At 43.2% G+C, this 16,952-nt stretch carries 18 protein-coding genes; 12 read left to right on the forward strand and 6 right to left on the reverse strand.

The genetic code is table 11. The features are described 5' to 3' along the window. Positions 1-64 precede the first annotated feature (64 nt). The 6 genes from F0232_RS14625 to F0232_RS14650 all read left to right on the forward strand — a co-directional run bounded on the left by F0232_RS14625 (position 65) and on the right by F0232_RS14650 (position 5,359). Positions 65-871, forward strand: coding sequence for a substrate-binding domain-containing protein (locus tag F0232_RS14625; RefSeq protein ID WP_061034058.1), 807 nt, complete (start codon positions 65-67; stop codon positions 869-871). A 196-nt stretch (positions 872-1,067) separates the two neighbouring features. Then, entirely contained in the window at positions 1,068-1,766 is a 699-nt protein-coding gene (locus F0232_RS14630; RefSeq protein ID WP_008217899.1) for an ABC transporter permease, read from the forward strand. Positions 1,767-1,776: 10 nt separating this feature from the next. Further along, positions 1,777-2,496, forward strand: a complete 720-nt coding sequence (locus F0232_RS14635) for an energy-coupling factor ABC transporter ATP-binding protein (protein ID WP_008217897.1) — start codon at positions 1,777-1,779, stop codon at positions 2,494-2,496. Then, positions 2,474-3,058, forward strand: coding sequence for a molybdenum cofactor guanylyltransferase MobA (gene mobA, locus F0232_RS14640; protein ID WP_105057153.1), 585 nt, complete (start codon positions 2,474-2,476; stop codon positions 3,056-3,058). The genes F0232_RS14635 and mobA overlap by 23 nt, the downstream gene beginning before the upstream one ends. Further along, a complete protein-coding gene (locus tag F0232_RS14645; protein WP_105057152.1) occupies positions 3,058-4,875 on the forward strand; it encodes a bifunctional molybdopterin-guanine dinucleotide biosynthesis adaptor protein MobB/molybdopterin molybdotransferase MoeA in 1,818 nt (605 codons plus the stop codon). The genes mobA and F0232_RS14645 overlap by 1 nt, the downstream gene beginning before the upstream one ends. 217 nt (positions 4,876-5,092) lie before the next feature. Continuing rightward, on the forward strand, positions 5,093-5,359 hold the full coding sequence (locus F0232_RS14650; RefSeq protein ID WP_061034061.1) for a DUF2960 domain-containing protein: 267 nt from the start codon (positions 5,093-5,095) through the stop codon (positions 5,357-5,359). A gap of 128 nt (positions 5,360-5,487) precedes the next feature. On the opposite strand, the gene nagK is transcribed toward F0232_RS14650, so the two are convergent. Both nagK and F0232_RS14660 read right to left on the reverse strand, forming a co-directional pair. Beyond that, the gene (gene nagK, locus F0232_RS14655; protein WP_008217891.1) at positions 5,488-6,396 is read right to left on the reverse strand and encodes an N-acetylglucosamine kinase; all 909 of its coding nucleotides are present in this window, start codon (positions 6,394-6,396) and stop codon (positions 5,488-5,490) included. A gap of 163 nt (positions 6,397-6,559) precedes the next feature. Then, positions 6,560-7,300, reverse strand: a complete 741-nt coding sequence (locus tag F0232_RS14660; RefSeq protein ID WP_239936214.1) for a tRNA-uridine aminocarboxypropyltransferase — start codon at positions 7,298-7,300, stop codon at positions 6,560-6,562. Between the two features lie 74 nt (positions 7,301-7,374). Between F0232_RS14660 and F0232_RS14665 the strand changes: the two genes are divergently transcribed. Continuing rightward, entirely contained in the window at positions 7,375-8,184 is an 810-nt protein-coding gene (locus tag F0232_RS14665) for a sterol desaturase family protein (protein WP_105057150.1), read from the forward strand. Between the two features lie 116 nt (positions 8,185-8,300). On the opposite strand, the gene F0232_RS14670 is transcribed toward F0232_RS14665, so the two are convergent. Further along, positions 8,301-10,346, reverse strand: a complete 2,046-nt coding sequence (locus F0232_RS14670; protein WP_105057149.1) for a methyl-accepting chemotaxis protein — start codon at positions 10,344-10,346, stop codon at positions 8,301-8,303. Positions 10,347-10,450: 104 nt separating this feature from the next. Between F0232_RS14670 and F0232_RS14675 the strand changes: the two genes are divergently transcribed. Continuing rightward, the gene (locus tag F0232_RS14675; RefSeq protein WP_105057148.1) at positions 10,451-10,936 is read left to right on the forward strand and encodes a C40 family peptidase; all 486 of its coding nucleotides are present in this window, start codon (positions 10,451-10,453) and stop codon (positions 10,934-10,936) included. Between the two features lie 114 nt (positions 10,937-11,050). On the opposite strand, the gene F0232_RS14680 is transcribed toward F0232_RS14675, so the two are convergent. After that, positions 11,051-11,395, reverse strand: a complete 345-nt coding sequence (locus F0232_RS14680) for a DUF3802 family protein (RefSeq protein ID WP_008217871.1) — start codon at positions 11,393-11,395, stop codon at positions 11,051-11,053. A gap of 506 nt (positions 11,396-11,901) precedes the next feature. On the opposite strand from F0232_RS14680, the gene F0232_RS14685 reads away from it, so the two are divergent. Both F0232_RS14685 and F0232_RS14690 read left to right on the forward strand, forming a co-directional pair. After that, a complete protein-coding gene (locus tag F0232_RS14685; RefSeq protein WP_061034066.1) occupies positions 11,902-12,768 on the forward strand; it encodes a fructosamine kinase family protein in 867 nt (288 codons plus the stop codon). A gap of 58 nt (positions 12,769-12,826) precedes the next feature. Further along, positions 12,827-13,030 carry a CPXCG motif-containing cysteine-rich protein gene (locus F0232_RS14690; RefSeq protein WP_008217868.1) on the forward strand — a complete coding sequence of 68 codons (204 nt, stop codon included), beginning with the start codon at positions 12,827-12,829 and terminating at the stop codon, positions 13,028-13,030. 105 nt (positions 13,031-13,135) lie between these two features. Here the strand turns inward: F0232_RS14690 and F0232_RS14695 are convergent, their stop codons facing one another. Beyond that, positions 13,136-13,744, reverse strand: coding sequence for a riboflavin synthase subunit alpha (locus F0232_RS14695; RefSeq protein WP_105057147.1), 609 nt, complete (start codon positions 13,742-13,744; stop codon positions 13,136-13,138). A gap of 142 nt (positions 13,745-13,886) precedes the next feature. Here F0232_RS14695 and F0232_RS14700 point away from each other — a divergent pair, with 142 nt between their 5' ends. Then, positions 13,887-15,257, forward strand: a complete 1,371-nt coding sequence (locus F0232_RS14700) for an MATE family efflux transporter (RefSeq protein ID WP_105057146.1) — start codon at positions 13,887-13,889, stop codon at positions 15,255-15,257. A 134-nt stretch (positions 15,258-15,391) separates the two neighbouring features. On the opposite strand, the gene F0232_RS14705 is transcribed toward F0232_RS14700, so the two are convergent. Next, a complete protein-coding gene (locus F0232_RS14705; protein WP_171750851.1) occupies positions 15,392-16,237 on the reverse strand; it encodes a DNA ligase in 846 nt (281 codons plus the stop codon). Between the two features lie 331 nt (positions 16,238-16,568). On the opposite strand from F0232_RS14705, the gene F0232_RS14710 reads away from it, so the two are divergent. Then, a complete protein-coding gene (locus tag F0232_RS14710; protein ID WP_105057144.1) occupies positions 16,569-16,898 on the forward strand; it encodes an STAS domain-containing protein in 330 nt (109 codons plus the stop codon). Positions 16,899-16,952: the final 54 nt, after the last annotated feature.

The raw sequence follows: 16,952 nt of genomic DNA on the forward strand, positions 1-16,952 counted from the left end.
CTTCTTTGAGCCCTTTAAAACTGAAGACATGTCATTCATTTCTAACAAAATGGACATAATAATAATGAAAGCAATTCCCCTAACTATTGCAGCTCTATCTATCGTCAGTTACTCGGCTAGCAGCGCAGAAGACACCACTCATATCAAGCTTGCGACAACGACAAGCACTTATCATTCTGGCTTACTGGATTATCTACTGCCTGAATTCGAAAAAGATTCGGGTATCAAAGTCGATGTTTTAGCGGCAGGTACTGGTAAATCACTTCGCATGGGTGAAAACGGTGATGTGGATTTGGTGATGACACACGCACCAAAAGCAGAAGCTAACTTTGTTGAGAAAGGCTACGGCGTTTTACCTCGTAAATTGATGTACAACGACTTTGTGATCGTTGGCCCTGAAAGTGACCCAGCGAAAGTTGAATCTCAAAAAGCAGTGGCGGATGTATTTAAAGCGATTGCGACAAACAATGTAACGTTTGTGTCTCGTGGTGATGATTCAGGTACACATAAGAAAGAGATGGGTATCTGGGCTCAAACTAAGATGGAGCCAAACTTTGGCGGCTACCGCAGCGTTGGTCAAGGCATGGGCCCTACTCTAAACATGGCGTCAGAAATGCAAGGTTACACAATGACTGACCGTGGTACTTGGCTGGCTTACCAAAACAAATTGGACCTAAAAATCCTTTTCCAAGGTGACGAAAACCTATTCAACCCTTACCAAGTAATTCTAGTTAACCCAGAGCGTTACCCAAGCATTCACTACCAAGCAGCAAAAACGTTCAGCGATTGGTTGGTTAACCCTAAAGGTCAAAAACTGATCAACGACTTTAAGCTGCACGGCAAGCAACTGTTTGTTGCGAGTGCTGAGTAGTTTGTCGCTCGCTACGTTGTGCTAAATAGGGTTAAAGGTTCACTCTTTCCCAAATAGCACTACGCTTAACGAGTCAGCAAACCAAACAAGTACAGAAATAATAGCTGGCCAATAAGGCTCATTAATATTGTGTCAGCTATGATTAACATCAGTCATTACCGATAAAAACCTATTATCGATTCACACGAGATACTTCATGACCTTATGGCAAACAACGCTAGATGCATTGAATTTACTGGTGAATTTTGACCACGACCTGTGGCAAATTGTCGCGGTGTCCTTCAGCGTATCTTTGTCCGCCATCTCTCTGGTAATTGTTCCCTCTATCATCATGGCTTTCTTATTGGCCTACACGGAATTCCCTGGGAAATGGGCGTTACTCTCTGTAATCAACACATTGCAAGCAATACCAACCGTGGTTATTGGCTTATTGATGTACATGATGCTCTCTCGTTCTGGCCCATTGGGCGACTGGCAATTGCTGTTCACTCAAAAGGCTATGATTCTAGGTCAGATGCTGATCTGCTTTCCTATTCTAGTTGCCATGATGCACGGTGCGCTGCAAGCCAGTGATCGCCGAGCTGTCGAAACGGCACGCACTCTGGGAGTTTCAACCACTCGCGTTGCCTGCACCTTGATTTGGGAAACTCGTTTTCCTCTACTGGCGGCAGTCATTGCTGCGTTTTCTCGCATCGTCACTGAAGTGGGTTGTTCAATGATGGTTGGCGGAAACATTATGGGAATGACAAGAAACATCCCTACCGCTATTGCAATGGAAAGTCACAAAGGTGCTTTCGCTCAAGGTGTGGCGTTAGGCATGGTTTTATTGGCATTGGCATTAGCCCTTAACTTTTTCCTTTCTAGTGTGAGAGGAAAAGGCTATTTAAGAACTTAGGAACGCTGTCATGAGTATAAAAATAACAACGCAGCAAATTTCAATGCGCTACAAAGAGCGTGTTTTGTTCCACATCCCTGAATTGTCGATCGGTCCGAACGATGCGATTTATCTTAAGGGCGATAACGGTGTAGGAAAAACCACTCTATTAAAAATTCTGTCTGGATTGATTAAGCCGACTTCTGGCCGTATTCAGTCACCGACACAAAGTTGGCAACATAACCTGTTCCCTAGACTAAAATTTAAAGACATCATCTATCTACATCAAACACCTTACCTATTTGATGGTTCTGTGTACCAAAATGTCGCTTATGGGATTCGCTTTAGTAAAGAGAGCCAAAAAGATAAGCGAGCTCAAATAATTAATGCGTTGAGGATGGTAGGTTTAGAAACCCTAGCAGATGAACATATTTCTGTGTTGTCTGGTGGTGAACGTCAACGCGTAGCAATGGCACGAGCTTGGATTCTCAAGCCATCAATTTTGCTGATGGATGAGCCAAGTGCTTCTTTAGACAAAGAATCTATTGAAAGATTGGTGATTATGGCCGAAGATCTTCTTCAGAGAGGCGCGAGTTTAGTCATTACCAGTCACCAAACCAACGCGTTAACCGATTTGTGCAAGAAGCAATGGTGGATCAAAGATAACACGCTAGCTGAGTCACCGCTTCTGCAAGTAATTAAAAAGAACAAAGCACAAGAGAATATTTATGCTGCTTCCAACGCAAACTAGTTGGGTTATTTTGGCTGGCGGACAAGCCAGCCGTATGGGCGGAAAAGATAAAGGACTCGTTGAGCTCAACGGTTCCCCGCTTATTCAATACGTTTTAGACAAGCTGTCACAACAAGATGTCAGCATCACCATCAATGCCAACCGTAACCTCGACAGTTACCAAGCATTCGCTCCGGTTGTTTCCGATTCGTTCCCTGATTATCCGGGGCCATTGGGCGGTATTCATGCTGGTCTTAAAAATGCGACCACTGATTGGGTCGGTTTTGTCCCATGTGACAGTCCACAAATTAGTGATGATCTTGTAGAGCGCTTTTGTGCGGCGGTAAAAGAAGATAGTGACATTCTTGTGGCTCACGATGGCGAATTCAAACAACCGGTATTTACCCTATTCCACAAGCGTGTTCTTCCAAAGCTAGAAGCCTTTTTAGAGCGTGGCGATCGCAAGATAATCTTGCTCTATAAAGAGTGCGTCACTGAGTACGTCGACTTCAGCGATGCACCAAATTGCTTTGTAAACCTTAATACGCCAGAAGAACTCACCCAATTCGGAACGCTTCAATAATGAAAGATTCAAAACAACGCCCTAACCTGCCGTTATTAGGTTTTGCTGCCTACAGCGGCACAGGTAAAACAACGGTACTTGAAGCCCTGTTACCTTTGTTAACCGACGCAGGTTTGAAAGTTGGCGTTCTTAAACATGCTCACCACGATTTTGATGTCGATAAGCCGGGCAAAGACAGCTATCGCTTACGTAAAGCGGGCGCAAACCAAATGTTGATCAGCTCTCGTAACCGTCATGTAATGATGACAGAAACGCCAGAAGCCGAAGCTGACTTTGATTATCTGCTTACCCGTTTCGATACCAACACGTTAGATTTGATTTTGGTTGAAGGCTGCAAGAACATCGCTTTTCCTAAAATCGAGCTTCACCGTGATGAAGTGGGTAAACCTTGGCTTTATCCAAATGATGACAACATCATTGCTATCGCAGCCGACAGCAAAGTCGAATCTGACCTGCCACAAATGGCGATCAGCGACTTAGAAGCGATTCGTGATTTCATCATCGACTATGCACAATCGTTCGATCCAGTTTCGAAAACAAGTAAAGTCGCTTCGTGTGCATCATCGAAAGACAACACGCCAGTTGTGTGTTGTGACTCTTTCTCTCCTGCAGGTCTTTCCGTGACTCAAGGTCAGCAAAAGATTGTTGATAGTATTGATGCATTAGAGCTGACGGAATCTGTTGCCTTAGAACAAGGGTATGGTCGCGTATTAGCGGAAGATGTTATCTCACCAATCAATGTACCTCAGAACACGAACTCTGCAATGGACGGCTACGCCATTCGTAGTGAAGATTTAGAACTGGATAGCTACCATGTTGTTGCTGAAGTGATGGCAGGACACAGCTACAACAAGACCGTTCAACAAGGTGAAGCGGTTAAGATCATGACAGGTGCACCAATGCCGGAAGGTGTTGATGTGGTTGTGATGCGTGAGCAGGCTGTTCAAGAAGGTGACATTGTTAGCTTCCCAGATGCGAAAATCTCAGTAGGACAGAATGTCCGTATGGCGGGTGAAGATCTTGAAATCGGCCAACCTGTCTTTACTCGTGGCACACGAATCGAATCACCAGAAATGGGTATGATGGCATCACTGGGTTTCGGCACCTGCCCTGTTCTGCGTAAAGTGAAAGTGGGCGTGTTCTCGACGGGTGATGAAGTTCAAGCACCGGGAAGTGAGCAAAAACCAAACTCTATCTATGACTCAAACCGTTTTACTATTATCGGCATGCTGCAAAAGCTTGGCTGTGACATCGTTGATTACGGCATCATTGAAGATGACGAACAAAAGATGATGGATGTACTGCACGCTGCGTCGCTTGAAACCGATATGGTTCTGACTTCTGGTGGCGTGTCTGTTGGTGATGCCGACTACATTAAGCTTGCGTTAGATAAACTAGGAGAGATTAACTTCTGGCGTATCAACATGCGCCCGGGGCGCCCTCTTGCTTACGGTAAAATTGAAGACAAGCCATTCTTCGGCTTACCGGGTAATCCAGTTGCCGTAATGGTGTCGTTCATTAACTTTGTTGAGCCAGCGATTCGTAAGCTGCAAGGTCAAACAAACTGGACACCAGTAAAAGCGAATGCGGTAGCAACTGAGCAATTACGTTCTCGCCAAGGCCGAACTGAATTTAGCCGTGGTGTATTCACTATGAACGAATCTGGTGTACTTGAAGTTAAGACAACGGGTAAACAAGGCTCAGGCATTCTGCGCTCAATGAGTGAAGCAAACTGCTTAATTGAAATTTCACCATCGGTTGATACCGTGAAAGTTGGTGAAACAGTGACGATCATTCCGTTGCAAGGTCGTGTTTAATTAATAAAACGGCCTAAGGTGTATTGATTACACTGAAGTTCGAACGTTCGAAGCCCCTTCTGCGATGGTTTAGTCGCAAGGGGCTTTTATATTTCTGAACAACCTTAATAAGTAACCCATTAACTAAGTTAATCTTAAGATTTCTTACCATTACCTTGAGCGACGTACGGTTTTTATGTACAGTGCGCCCAAAGTAAAAATTCTATTGGAGCGCATCATGGCTCGTACCATTCTGTACACGTACAAAGACGAAGACAAAGAGTTACTGTTTTCAAAGCAAGAACACCGCACGATCCAAGAAGCGGTTGCTGATGCTGAAGGCATCGACATCACTGAATATTTAAAAACAGAGCAGCAGCTTGAGTTGATTTCAGATACTAAAGCAGTTCGCAACTACCAAGACAATTACTTCCGTAAGCTAGGTTTTTCAAAGCTTACGCTGAAGCAAAAAGAAAACCTTGGTGTTGGTAAAAAGAATAAGTAAGTTCTTAGAGAGCTTCGCTCTTGCTAATCGATAGCTAAAATCACCAAACAATAAAAAATGCCGCAACCTCTTTCGAGATTGCGGCATTTTTATTTATTCTGCGTAACTTGTTTAGCTGAAAGCCATCACTATTTGATGTTTAGGAATGCAGCACCACGAACGCCACCTGAATCACCGTGTTTTGCTTTGATGATCTTCGGACACTTAGCAACAGACAGTAAGTACTTAGGAACGCGCTTTGGCATTTCTTCGTAGATAAGCTCGAAGTTTGAAAGACCGCCACCCAGTGCAACAACGTGTGGATCTAGGCCAGTAAACAGGTTCGCAAAGCAGATAGCCAAAAGTTCCATGAAGCGGTCAACGTGTTCAGCCGCTTTAGCCTCACCTTCGTTGTAAGCTTGGATGATCTCAATCGCTTTCTTCTTCTCGCCAAAGTAGTGCTCGTAAATCAATTCGAAACCACGACCCGACAGATAGCTATCTAGACAACCTTTTTTACCACAACCACAACCTAAAAGCGGTGCGTTGTCACCAAGGTGGAACCATGCATCCAAAGGTAGACGCATATGGCCTAGTTCACCGGCAACGTGGTTACGACCAGAGAATACCTTACCTTCGTAAACTAAACCGCCGCCAAAACCTGTACCTAGAATTAGACCAGCAACCGATGGCTCGTCTTTTAGCTCGTCATCCCACGCTTCAGAAAGCGCGAAACAGTTCGCATCGTTTTCGATCTTTACGCTACGACCGATTAGCGCTTCTAAATCTTTACGTAGTGGCTTACCTGTTGATGCAGGAACATTAACAACCAGCATAGTGCCGTCGTCTGCGTTTTCCATACCAGGAAGGCCAAGGCCGATTTTGCCTTCGCAAGAGAATTCGCTATCGTATTTCTTTACTAAACCAGCGATCGTATCAAGCAGTAATTGATAGTCATCTGTTGGTGTTGGAACGCGCTCTGTTGCTACTCGCTCAAGTTTCTCATTGAATGCACCAAATTCAATTTTAGTGCCGCCAACATCGAAGCCGTAATACATGAAATCTCTCCAATTTTTCCCTAAATTCGGGCAAATAAACTCTTTAAATAAAACAACTGGGGAACATTATCCATAACACTCCCCCTACAAACCGTGATAGATAACAAACTTATCTCGTGTTTGAGTCTGTTTGAACAACAAGTCAGCACAAAGCGGTTAAAGGTTAGAGTGACGTCTCATTTTTACTGTGCTCTATGAAAGCATTCAGGCTTGGTTTGGTCGGATCTGACTTGTAACGAGTCTTACTTAGCATGTAGCTTTCGCGAAATGCTTCAAACCATAGTTGTAATGTTTTGGCGCCCTGCTCTTCACCAGCTTGTTTTAATACTAAGCTCGCGACTTCTGCAGTTGAAAGGTGTTGCTCATTGTCTGACTTTCGCATCATGTATTGAGAAACGGATTCAGGTTCAATCGACAACACAGGTAGATCTTGTAAGTACTCAGAACGTCTAAAGATACGTCTTGCTTCACGCCAGCTACCATCGATGAAAATCAGTAGTAGCTTTTTATTTGGATTACGCATTTGTGGCAGGTCCCGAACCACTCGCGATTTGTCATCGGTATAATCTTCTGGGAACACAATCACCGGTTGATATTGCTCGTCCTTCAGAACATCCAGCATCTCTGTGTTTGGCTCTGTTCGATGCCAAAGGTAAACATGGCTGTCTTTCACTGTGTCGACAATCAAACGACCTGTATTACTTGGTTTCAATATTTCGTTATCTGACAAGATCAACATTGTGGCAATATTCGTATCTATGTTCGGTTGGTGCTCACAGATACAGCTGTCTTGTTTGATTTTACAGAACTCACATCGAACCACTTTACACCCGCGCGCATTGAACGGCTTGGTAGAAAGGGACAAACGGTGTTGATATAAACGGTGAAAAGCGTGGATTCTCATGGACAATAACAGTAAATCTAGAAAAGTGGCCCGATTGTACTTACAGTATCGTTAGAATGATAGAAGGAATTCTCATGCAAGACCCATCCTTACTTCGCCTTGTTTTCTTTGTTAGCACTTTTGTTTTGTGTGCGTTGTGGGAATATCGTGCGCCAAGAAAAACGTTGACTCAAAATAAATGGTTTCGTTGGGGAAATAACTTCTCATTAATGGCGCTTAACAGTGTTTTATTGGCGACATTAATACCTGTTGCGGCATTTCAAGCGGCACTGATTGCGGAACAAAACCAATGGGGTCTGTTCAATAACATCAGTCTACCCTTTGAAATCACCGTGTTCCTTTGTGTCGTGTTATTAGATCTTGCCATTTACACTCAGCACCTGGTGTTTCACCGTATCCCAGCTCTATGGAAACTTCATCGTGTTCATCATGCCGATCTGGATATAGACGTAACTACAGGTACCCGCTTTCATCCAATTGAGATGATCTTGTCGATGTTGATTAAGGTCGCGTTAATTTTTGTATTGGGTGTGTCCGCACTAGCCGTTGTGATATTCGAGGTCGTTCTGAATGTAAGTGCAATGTTTAACCATAGTAACGGTCGTCTACCTTTATGGTTCGACAAACAGCTTCGTAAAGTGATTGTCACGCCAGATATGCATCGAGTGCACCACTCTGTGATTGTCAAAGAAACACACTCTAATTTTGGCTTCTTCTTATCAGTGTGGGATATCTGGTTTAAAACGTATCGCGCACAACCTAAGCTTGGCCATGACAAGGTCAATATTGGTGTGCCAGAAATACGAGACGGAAAAGAACAAAGACTCGACTTGATGTTACGCCAACCATTCGCTTCCTTCCCTCATTCGAAAGACAAGACCTGACGCCTCAAGAAAATAACAAAAAATGGCGCAAACTCATTAAGAGATTGCGCCATTTTTATATGCGTAGCTTTTCACCCTTCAGCGGCAATTCACACTTCCGGATGACGTTGACACACTTACTTCAATACGTACTTATGAAGCATAGCTTGTTGATGGCCTGCGATTTCACCCACTTGCTCAGAACTTTCAATCATGGACTCAAGTTGCAGTTTAGTATTTTCGCCCTGTTCGGATACGCGCGTGATTGAGTGTGTCACATCAACAGTTGCACGAGCCTGTTGCTCTGTTGCGACCATGATTTGCTCGACGCGGCCTTTAATCTGGTTAACCGCAACTTCAATCTTCTCAAAAGCTTGCTTCACATCGCCGCTCGCTTGAAGTGCGTTCGCCATCTCAGTTCGTGATTCAGTAACAGACGTACGAGAACGGTCCGCCGCCGCCACCAGCTCATTCATCATATTGCGAATATTGGTGGTTTGTTGGGATGTACCACTCGCTAATTTCCTTACTTCATCTGCGACTACCGCAAAACCACGACCTTGTTCTCCCGCCCGCGCAGCTTCTATCGCGGCATTCAATGCCAACAGGTTGGTGTTTTCTGCAATACCACTGATCATGTCGACCATTTCACGAATTTGCTTAACTCGCCCATCAAGATCAGCCATCGACTGTTCGTTCATGTTTAAAGAGTGCTCTAACGCTTGTAAGCGCTCTTGGTTTAAACCAATAACCTGGCTACCACTCACTGACTCGTCTTCTGCGACTTGAGCATCATCATTCGAGGCATTCGAAATACGAGCGATTTCACCAATCGACGCTTCAAGTTGTGTGATTGTGGTGATCATATTCTGCAGAGATTCATTCTGCTCATGCAGGCTCAAGTTGGTTTGCTCTGCGGCGTCGTGACTTACTTCTGCTGTCTGATAAAGCGTTTCACAGTTGCGAGTAACTAAACGTATAGAATCGGCAGTTGAATCGACAACCGTATTAAGTTTAGAGGTGATGACTTGTAGCTCGAGTGGGCCAAGCAACTCACTCTGCGTCGAGAAGTCATGTTCTGCAAGTGACGTTAACTGACGTGTAATGTTTTTTAAGCCTTTGTTCATCCAACGACGCAGTACTAGCCATGACGTAATAATGATCATTGCGATCACTAACCCACTAATAAATAACACACGGTCGATGTTAGTAATGGTCTGGTTTACGACCAGTTCACTTTCATCAATCAGTTGAGACGCTGTAGACGATAGCTGATTGAGCGTGTTAATCGCCGTATTCGCTAGTCCAATCACTTGCGCTAAGTTTTGCTCTTGCTGTTTAACTAGCTCTAGCTTAAGCAATATTTGCTTGATGACGCCCTCTTCTGTAAAGCCCTCTTTTACCATTTCATAAGGGGCGACTAGGCTCGCGAACTCTGCAATGTCTGGGTGCCAATCTGAGAAATCACTGTAGGCCAAATTAAGACCAGCGATTCGGTTCCTCAATTGACGATATTCATCTTCTGCTTTCTCAAGGTCGTTTTGCATCATCAACATTAAGAAAGTATTGGCCATCGCAGATGCACTCGACGTAAAGCGGTTGGCCGCGTCGCTCGCTTCTGGATTATCTTCCACTAAGAAGGAGCTAATACGATTCATTTCAGGACCGATAGATCCTACGCCGTAACGAAACTCACCAATTTTACTGTCGATCAGGTTTTGCTTACTTTGTATTTCAATTTGTGCAGAAAGAACCGTGTCGGTCATTTGTTGTAGCTGTGCCATATCGTCGATAAGGCTTTGCTTTTGTTCAAGAGAAATCGCATCAGGAAAAGATTGGGAGATAAAAAGGAGTTCCTCGAGCGTGTTGTTACTCTCTACAGCGAGTTCATCGATCAAATTACGTGTTTGGTTTAGTGTATCTAAGTCAGTCGATTGGGTGCTATAAGTGAGTAGTTTTACTTGTTCTAATACGCTTTGTGTTAATTCTGCGTTATGCAGAGCGAGTGGCAGAGCTTGTTCAGACAGAGTATCAAAGTAACCTCCTACTCGATCTATGCCACGAATACTGACCATAGATAAAAAGCTGACAAGTAGAAGGATCGAAATAAATACGACACTAACCGTTTGAATGAGCGAGAATGTATAACGTGAGGGTTTTACCGATAAATTGGTGTCAGTCATGCGAAATCCAGTTTGACTACAAAAAGAGATATCCTTAAGTTAGTCGGTATACTAGAAGCCCTTGATTACGCTTTTATTTCAGTTTTCTTTCAGAAGAGTTACATATGAAATTCAGACAAATGCTTGCAGTTACAATAACTTTCGCAACATTAACAGCTTGTAGCTCAGCACCATCCCCTTCTAAAAACAGCCAAATTGCAAATAAACCTCTATCAAAGTCAGAACAATTGACTACTAATGCTTATATGAGTGTGTACAAGCAGTGGAAAGGCGTACCTTATCATTTCGGTGGAACTTCATTCAGAGGCGTGGATTGTTCCGCTTTTGTCCAAATTGCCGTGCAAAATGCGACGCAGCAAGCATTACCAAGAACGACAAAAGATCAGAGTAAACAAGGCGTTGAAATCGCTTATGAGCAAGCAAGGAGTGGAGATTTGGTGTTTTTCAAGACGTCTTTCACCGTTAGGCATGTAGGTGTGTATTTGGGGAACAACCAGTTCCTACATGCGTCTACGTCGAAAGGTGTGATCATATCTAGGCTAGATAACCCATATTGGGCTTCTAAATTTTGGCACTTTAGGCGCATATAGTGTATTTGCGAGGCCACCAATTGAATTAAAGGCAACCTCATAGAGGTGCTACGCTTTCAGTCCATCAATAAAGAATACTAACCACAAAAATAGTCAGTAACGACGAAATAGAGGTTAATCGTATTTTGCTACTGCAGTATCGAATAGGTTCTTCACCAATGCGATGTATTCATCCAAGAAGACAATCTGTTCGTTTGTCGCTTTTTTAGCCCACACGCCTGCAAGCACTTCCCCTAGATCAGCAACCACGGCATCCGCTTCTTTAAGCAACTGAAAACGTACACTTGAATGCAGCTCAGGGTTTTGCTCGAAGATCGCCATAATGTTGCTTGAAATCATGTCAGTTACTATGTCTTCGACACTTTCGTTTCCAGTATCACCGTTACCGTTAGTAAATACATCTAGGTTAAATGATAAGTGCTCGATCAAAGCTAGGTAGCCATCGGTTTCTACAACCACAATAAATCTCCGTTTTAAGCTCTAAGGCAGATTAATACGTATTAGGCTAATACTATGTATATGAAGTCATTTGTCATCATTTTATTGCTATAACGAGGATTAAAATGATCTTTGTTAGTATTTAAGTGCAAAATTGAATCAATAATACGCGAAGCAGCTTACTCAATAATAATTACCCGTCCTGCTCAAACCACAACATCTCAAAGCTCTCTTTAGCAATAGCGCGTCAACCATACCAAGCTATTATTGATTTTCTAGTGGAAGTAAGGTTATTTGGTGTCGCACGTGATATTTGTTCCAACTATTTTGCGATTTGTGATTCACTTTTTACTGATTTATCAAAGGCATTCACACAGTCAGAGTTCACAAAACTGTTAATTGATCCGTACTGTCTTGTACTAGTGCTGAGAACATTGACCAGAACGTCTATAAATCACTCAGATTTGTCCTAAACTATTGCTATCAAACGATAGTATTTCACTCCAACAGTTCATTGAGGATTTCCTATGTGGCAGGCCATTTCTCAACAGCTTTCAGACACACTCTTATTCAATTTTCAGATTACCGAGCGCGTTAAGGTTCCCGGTGGTGACATTAACGATTGCTATATGATCAGCGACGGTAATGAACGTTACTTCGTTAAGGTGAATCAGCGAGAGTTCCTACCTAAGTTTGAGATTGAAGCTGAGAACCTACGTTTATTAAGAGAGACTTCAACAGTCTATGTACCTGAGCTGGTGCTGATTGGTAAAACCAAAGAGTGCTCGTTTATCATTCTTAACTATCTGCCTACCAAACCACTCGAGACAGGCAATAACAGTTATGACTTTGGTGTCCAGCTTGCCAAACTTCATCAGTGGGGTGAGCAAAAAGAGTTTGGTTGCGACCAAGACAACTACATCGGCAGCACGCTTCAACCAAATCCCTGGCATAAAAAATGGGGCCGTTTCTTTTCTGAACAACGCATCGGTTTTCAACTTCAGCTCCTAAAAGAGAAAGGCATCGAGTTCGGGGATATTGACGACATTGTTGGGATGGTGAACATGAGACTTGCTGGCCACAACCCTCGCCCTTCATTACTTCATGGTGATCTTTGGAATGGTAATGTGGCTAATTCAGCATTTGGTCCTATTTGCTACGACCCAGCTTGTTATTGGGGCGACCATGAGTGTGATTTAGCGCTCACTGAATTGTTTCAGGGCTTCCCACCTGAGTTTTATGAAGGATACCAAAGCGTCATGCCGCTTGACGTTGGCTATACTGATCGAAAAGACATTTACAACTTGTACCACCTTCTTAATCACTGTAATCAATTTGGCGGTGAATATCTGGCACAAACAGAAGCGTGCATTCAGAAGATTCAGGCTGTGTAACACTTATCACAATAGATAAGCGGTCAGATGGTATAAGTTAGCTTGAGGAGAATTTGTCATGCAGAAATACACAGAGAAACATGTCTCCTGCCCTCATTGCGGGCACGGTATTAATATAACGCTCGACGCATCCAATGGCAGTCAAGATTTTTACGACGACTGCCCTGCCTGTTGCAATGCCATTCATCTAGACATGCAAGTCGACGAAGTGCGAGACAGAATAAACCTGTCGATCGATGCAGACGATGAGCAGGTATTCTAATCTGTGTTTCTCACAGGCAACAAAATCAACAAAGAGCACCTAGGGTGCTCTTTTTAATTTGGTCATCGCGTAAATAGAACAACGCAGATTAAATGTGACGATTGATTACTTTTGATTCGCTAATACACGTTCCACGGTATCAACAATCGCTTGAGTTTGAGGGTCAAACTCGATATTTACTTCGTCACCAACTTCACGGCCACCAAATAGCGTGCGATTCAGGGTTTCTGGGATTAAATGTACAGAGAAGCGGTTATCTTCCACTTCACCGATCGTAAGTGAACAACCATCAACACCGATGTACCCTTTGCTCAGAACATACTTCATTGATGTTTCTGGTAGTTCAAACCAAAGTGTGCGGTTGTTTTCCGTTTTGATAACTTCAACTAACTTAGCCATTAACGAAATGTGGCCAGACATGCTGTGACCACCAATTTCGTCACCAAACTTAGCGGCGCGCTCAACATTCACTTTGTCACCTACGTTTAACTGGCCCAAGTTGGTTAGACGTAATGTTGCTTGCATTAAGTCAAAAGAGATTTGGTTACCTGAAATTTCAGTCACTGTCAGGCAACAACCGTTGTGAGCAACAGAAGCGCCGATAGCTAACCCCTGTACCATTTCATCCGTTAACTCAACGGTATGAGTCTGAAACAACTCTTTTTTATTGATAGCAACCAGTGTTGCCATGCCTTGAACGATACCTGTAAACATAAGTTTCCTATTTAGCATTTTACTATGGCAGTTATTGTGACATTTCTTTATGATTCGTCCAATGGAAGCTTAACGATCAGTGTCTCTGATTCCTTCTGAATATTCATTCCTGTCTTATTTTCTTTTTCATCTGGAGTTGTTTGTGCATCGTTACAAAGAAGAAGCCTCAAATCTAATCAAACTTGCGACGCCAGTATTGATCGCATCTATCGCGCAAACTGGCATGAGTTTCGTTGATACTGTTATGGCCGGTGGCGTTAGTGCTATCGATATGGCAGCGGTATCAATAGCGGCAAGTATCTGGCTTCCTTCAATTTTGTTTGGTGTCGGATTACTTATGGCGTTAGTGCCTGTGGTCGCACAACTAAATGGTTCTGGTCGCCAAGTTAAGATTCCTTTTGAGATTCAGCAAGGTGCATTCTTAGCGCTTGTACTTTCGATTCCAATCATTGGAGTCCTTTTCCAAACTCAAGCCATTTTGCAATTGATGGATATTGAAATCCTAATGGCAGAAAAGACCATCGGCTATATGAATGCGGTAATGTTTGCTGTGCCAGCTTTCTTGTTGTTCCAAACCTTAAGAAGTTTTACTGACGGTATGTCTTTGACTAAGCCTGCAATGGTCATTGGTTTTATTGGCCTGTTATTAAACATTCCGCTTAACTGGATGTTTGTTTACGGTAAGCTTGGTGCTCCTGCCCTTGGCGGTGTGGGTTGTGGCGTAGCAACCGCTATCGTTTATTGGATCATGTTTGGCTTACTGTTTACTTATGTGTTGACCTCTAAGCGCTTGGCTAAAATCAACATTTTCGGTCAATTCCATAAACCTCAACTAAAAGCTCAAGTTCGCTTATTTAAACTTGGTTTTCCTGTCGCAGCTGCGCTTTTCTTCGAGGTAACGTTGTTTGCAGTGGTTGCGCTGTTAGTTGCCCCACTCGGCTCATTGATCGTAGCGGCGCACCAAGTTGCGATTAACTTCTCTTCACTGGTGTTTATGATCCCAATGAGTATTGGTGCTGCGGTTAGTATCCGTGTTGGTCATAAACTGGGTGAGAACAACACTGAAGGCGCTAAAATTGCGACTCATGTCGGTATCATTGTTGGCTTGGTAACAGCGTTTATCACAGCGGCGCTCACCGTGTTGTTTAGAGAGCAAGTGTCACTTCTTTACACAGAAAACACAGCAGTAATTACCATCGCAATGCAGCTCCTGATTTTTGCGGCGGTATACCAATGTACAGATGCAATTCAAGTCATCGCTGCGGGTGCACTTCGTGGTTATAAAGATATGCGTTCAATCTTCAATCGTACTTTTATCGCTTATTGGCTGCTTGGTTTGCCGATTGGCTACATCTTAGGGATGACGGATTGGATTGTTGAACCAATGGGTGCACACGGCTTCTGGATTGGCTTCATTATTGGTTTGTCTTCAGCAGCAACTATGCTTGGTATGCGTTTGCACTGGATGCACAAACAAAGTGATGAAGTACAGTTGGAGTTCGGTTCTCGCTAACCGCTTCTTAAAGACAAGTTGATAAAACAAAGGAGCTCTGATAATCAGAGCTCTTTTTTATTCCATGTACACATTTTTTCCGTGCCCAAAATAGTTCTCAGCAATGCTTGTTCGGCACGCTGATGTGCAATTGTTTAATAATCACTTTTCTCTCTAACGAACCTTGCAAACTTCGGCTTACCATTTTGAGTGAAGCCATTGTAACGGAAGGTAATTTGACTGCCAATTTCTGGAGGAGACAAGCGCATCTTATCGGTGAAGCCACTTCCAATGTAAAACTCCACACCATCTTTTGTGTGTACTAAAATTGAGCCCATCATCCCCTTATACTTACCAGTTCCGGTTTTATAGCCAATAACGGTCGCTTCTGCATCGTGATGTCGTTTTAGTTTTAACAAGTCATTACTTCTACCCGCCTGATATCGGCTGGTAATCTTACGAAGCATCAACCCCTCGCCTTTACGCTCATCGACATTATCAAGCTGATGAAACAATGCCTCTTCGTTTGCAATCGGTGTATGCTCCACATACCCAATGTGCGGTTCGTTTATCACTCTTACCCAGTGCAAGATGTTGTAGTAACGTTTCTGATAGTCGCCCGCCGCACCTGGCATATCAAATAGCATGAATTCGATCTCTTGCCACGCCGTATCACTTGGAGTGTGGTCTAAGACTGTTGTTTGGACTAAGTGAAAATTGTCTCTTCCAGCCCACAGTTCTCCTTCAAGGTGAGCATCCGGTAATTCTTTGACAAACCACTTAGGCGCATAAATTCGATTCCCATTGCGGGTATATAGATGCTTTCCATCCCACAAAGCCCTGATGCCATCGAGCTTTTCGCTGGTCCAATATTCAGACACATCTATACCTTGCTTATAAGTATTTGCTAAAACCAATTGTGCAGGAGGCAGATACGAAGCATGAGAAGGAAACGTAGAAAACGCACACAGTGTTGCAATTGCCAACCTGGTTAGCCTCATTTCAAAATTCCTTTTGTACCTTGAGCGGTTAAAAGTATTGAGCACTTTGCTCAAATCTACTTTCTATCCTAGGTGTTCTAGCCATTCATCATTCAATCTTTGAGCTAAGATGCGATCAATACATCAACCTTATTCATAATGACGTTTCATTCGCAAAATCAATTCGTTACACCTCCCAAAAATCCAACCATTTTTAGTTCTCATATTGAGAAATCACCTTTCTCAAAATGAAACACTAAAAATCAAACACCATAACTTCTTGATATATAACACCAAAAAAGTTGGCACATTCAGTGCTTTTGTAAACTCATGAACAAAAGGAGATAAGACTATGGAACTACGTAAGATTGACCTAAACACAACAACACTAACACTTTCAATTTTTGGTGATTTAGACGCGGCAGGCAGTCGCGATGCCCAAACCGACATTGATGAAGTGATTTCTAATGACGGTCATCAAGAGGTCGAAGTCGACTTCAGTCAGGTCGAATTTCTTGATTCATCAGGTGTGGGTGCGATTGTTTACATGTTCAAACGCCTAACTGAGCGTGAACGTAACATGCGACTAGAAAACGTGTCAGGTCAACCACTGGAAATCATGAACCTTCTGCGAATTGGACACGCTATCCCTGTTAACTCAAAAAATCCTACAAATTCATGAAGATCCACTAAGCTAGAAGTAACAAAAAATAATAATAAAAAGCGTAAAACAAAG

It is taken from the genome of Vibrio sp. T3Y01, assembly GCF_013114525.1.
Classification (GTDB): Bacteria; Pseudomonadota; Gammaproteobacteria; order Enterobacterales; family Vibrionaceae; genus Vibrio; species Vibrio chagasii_B.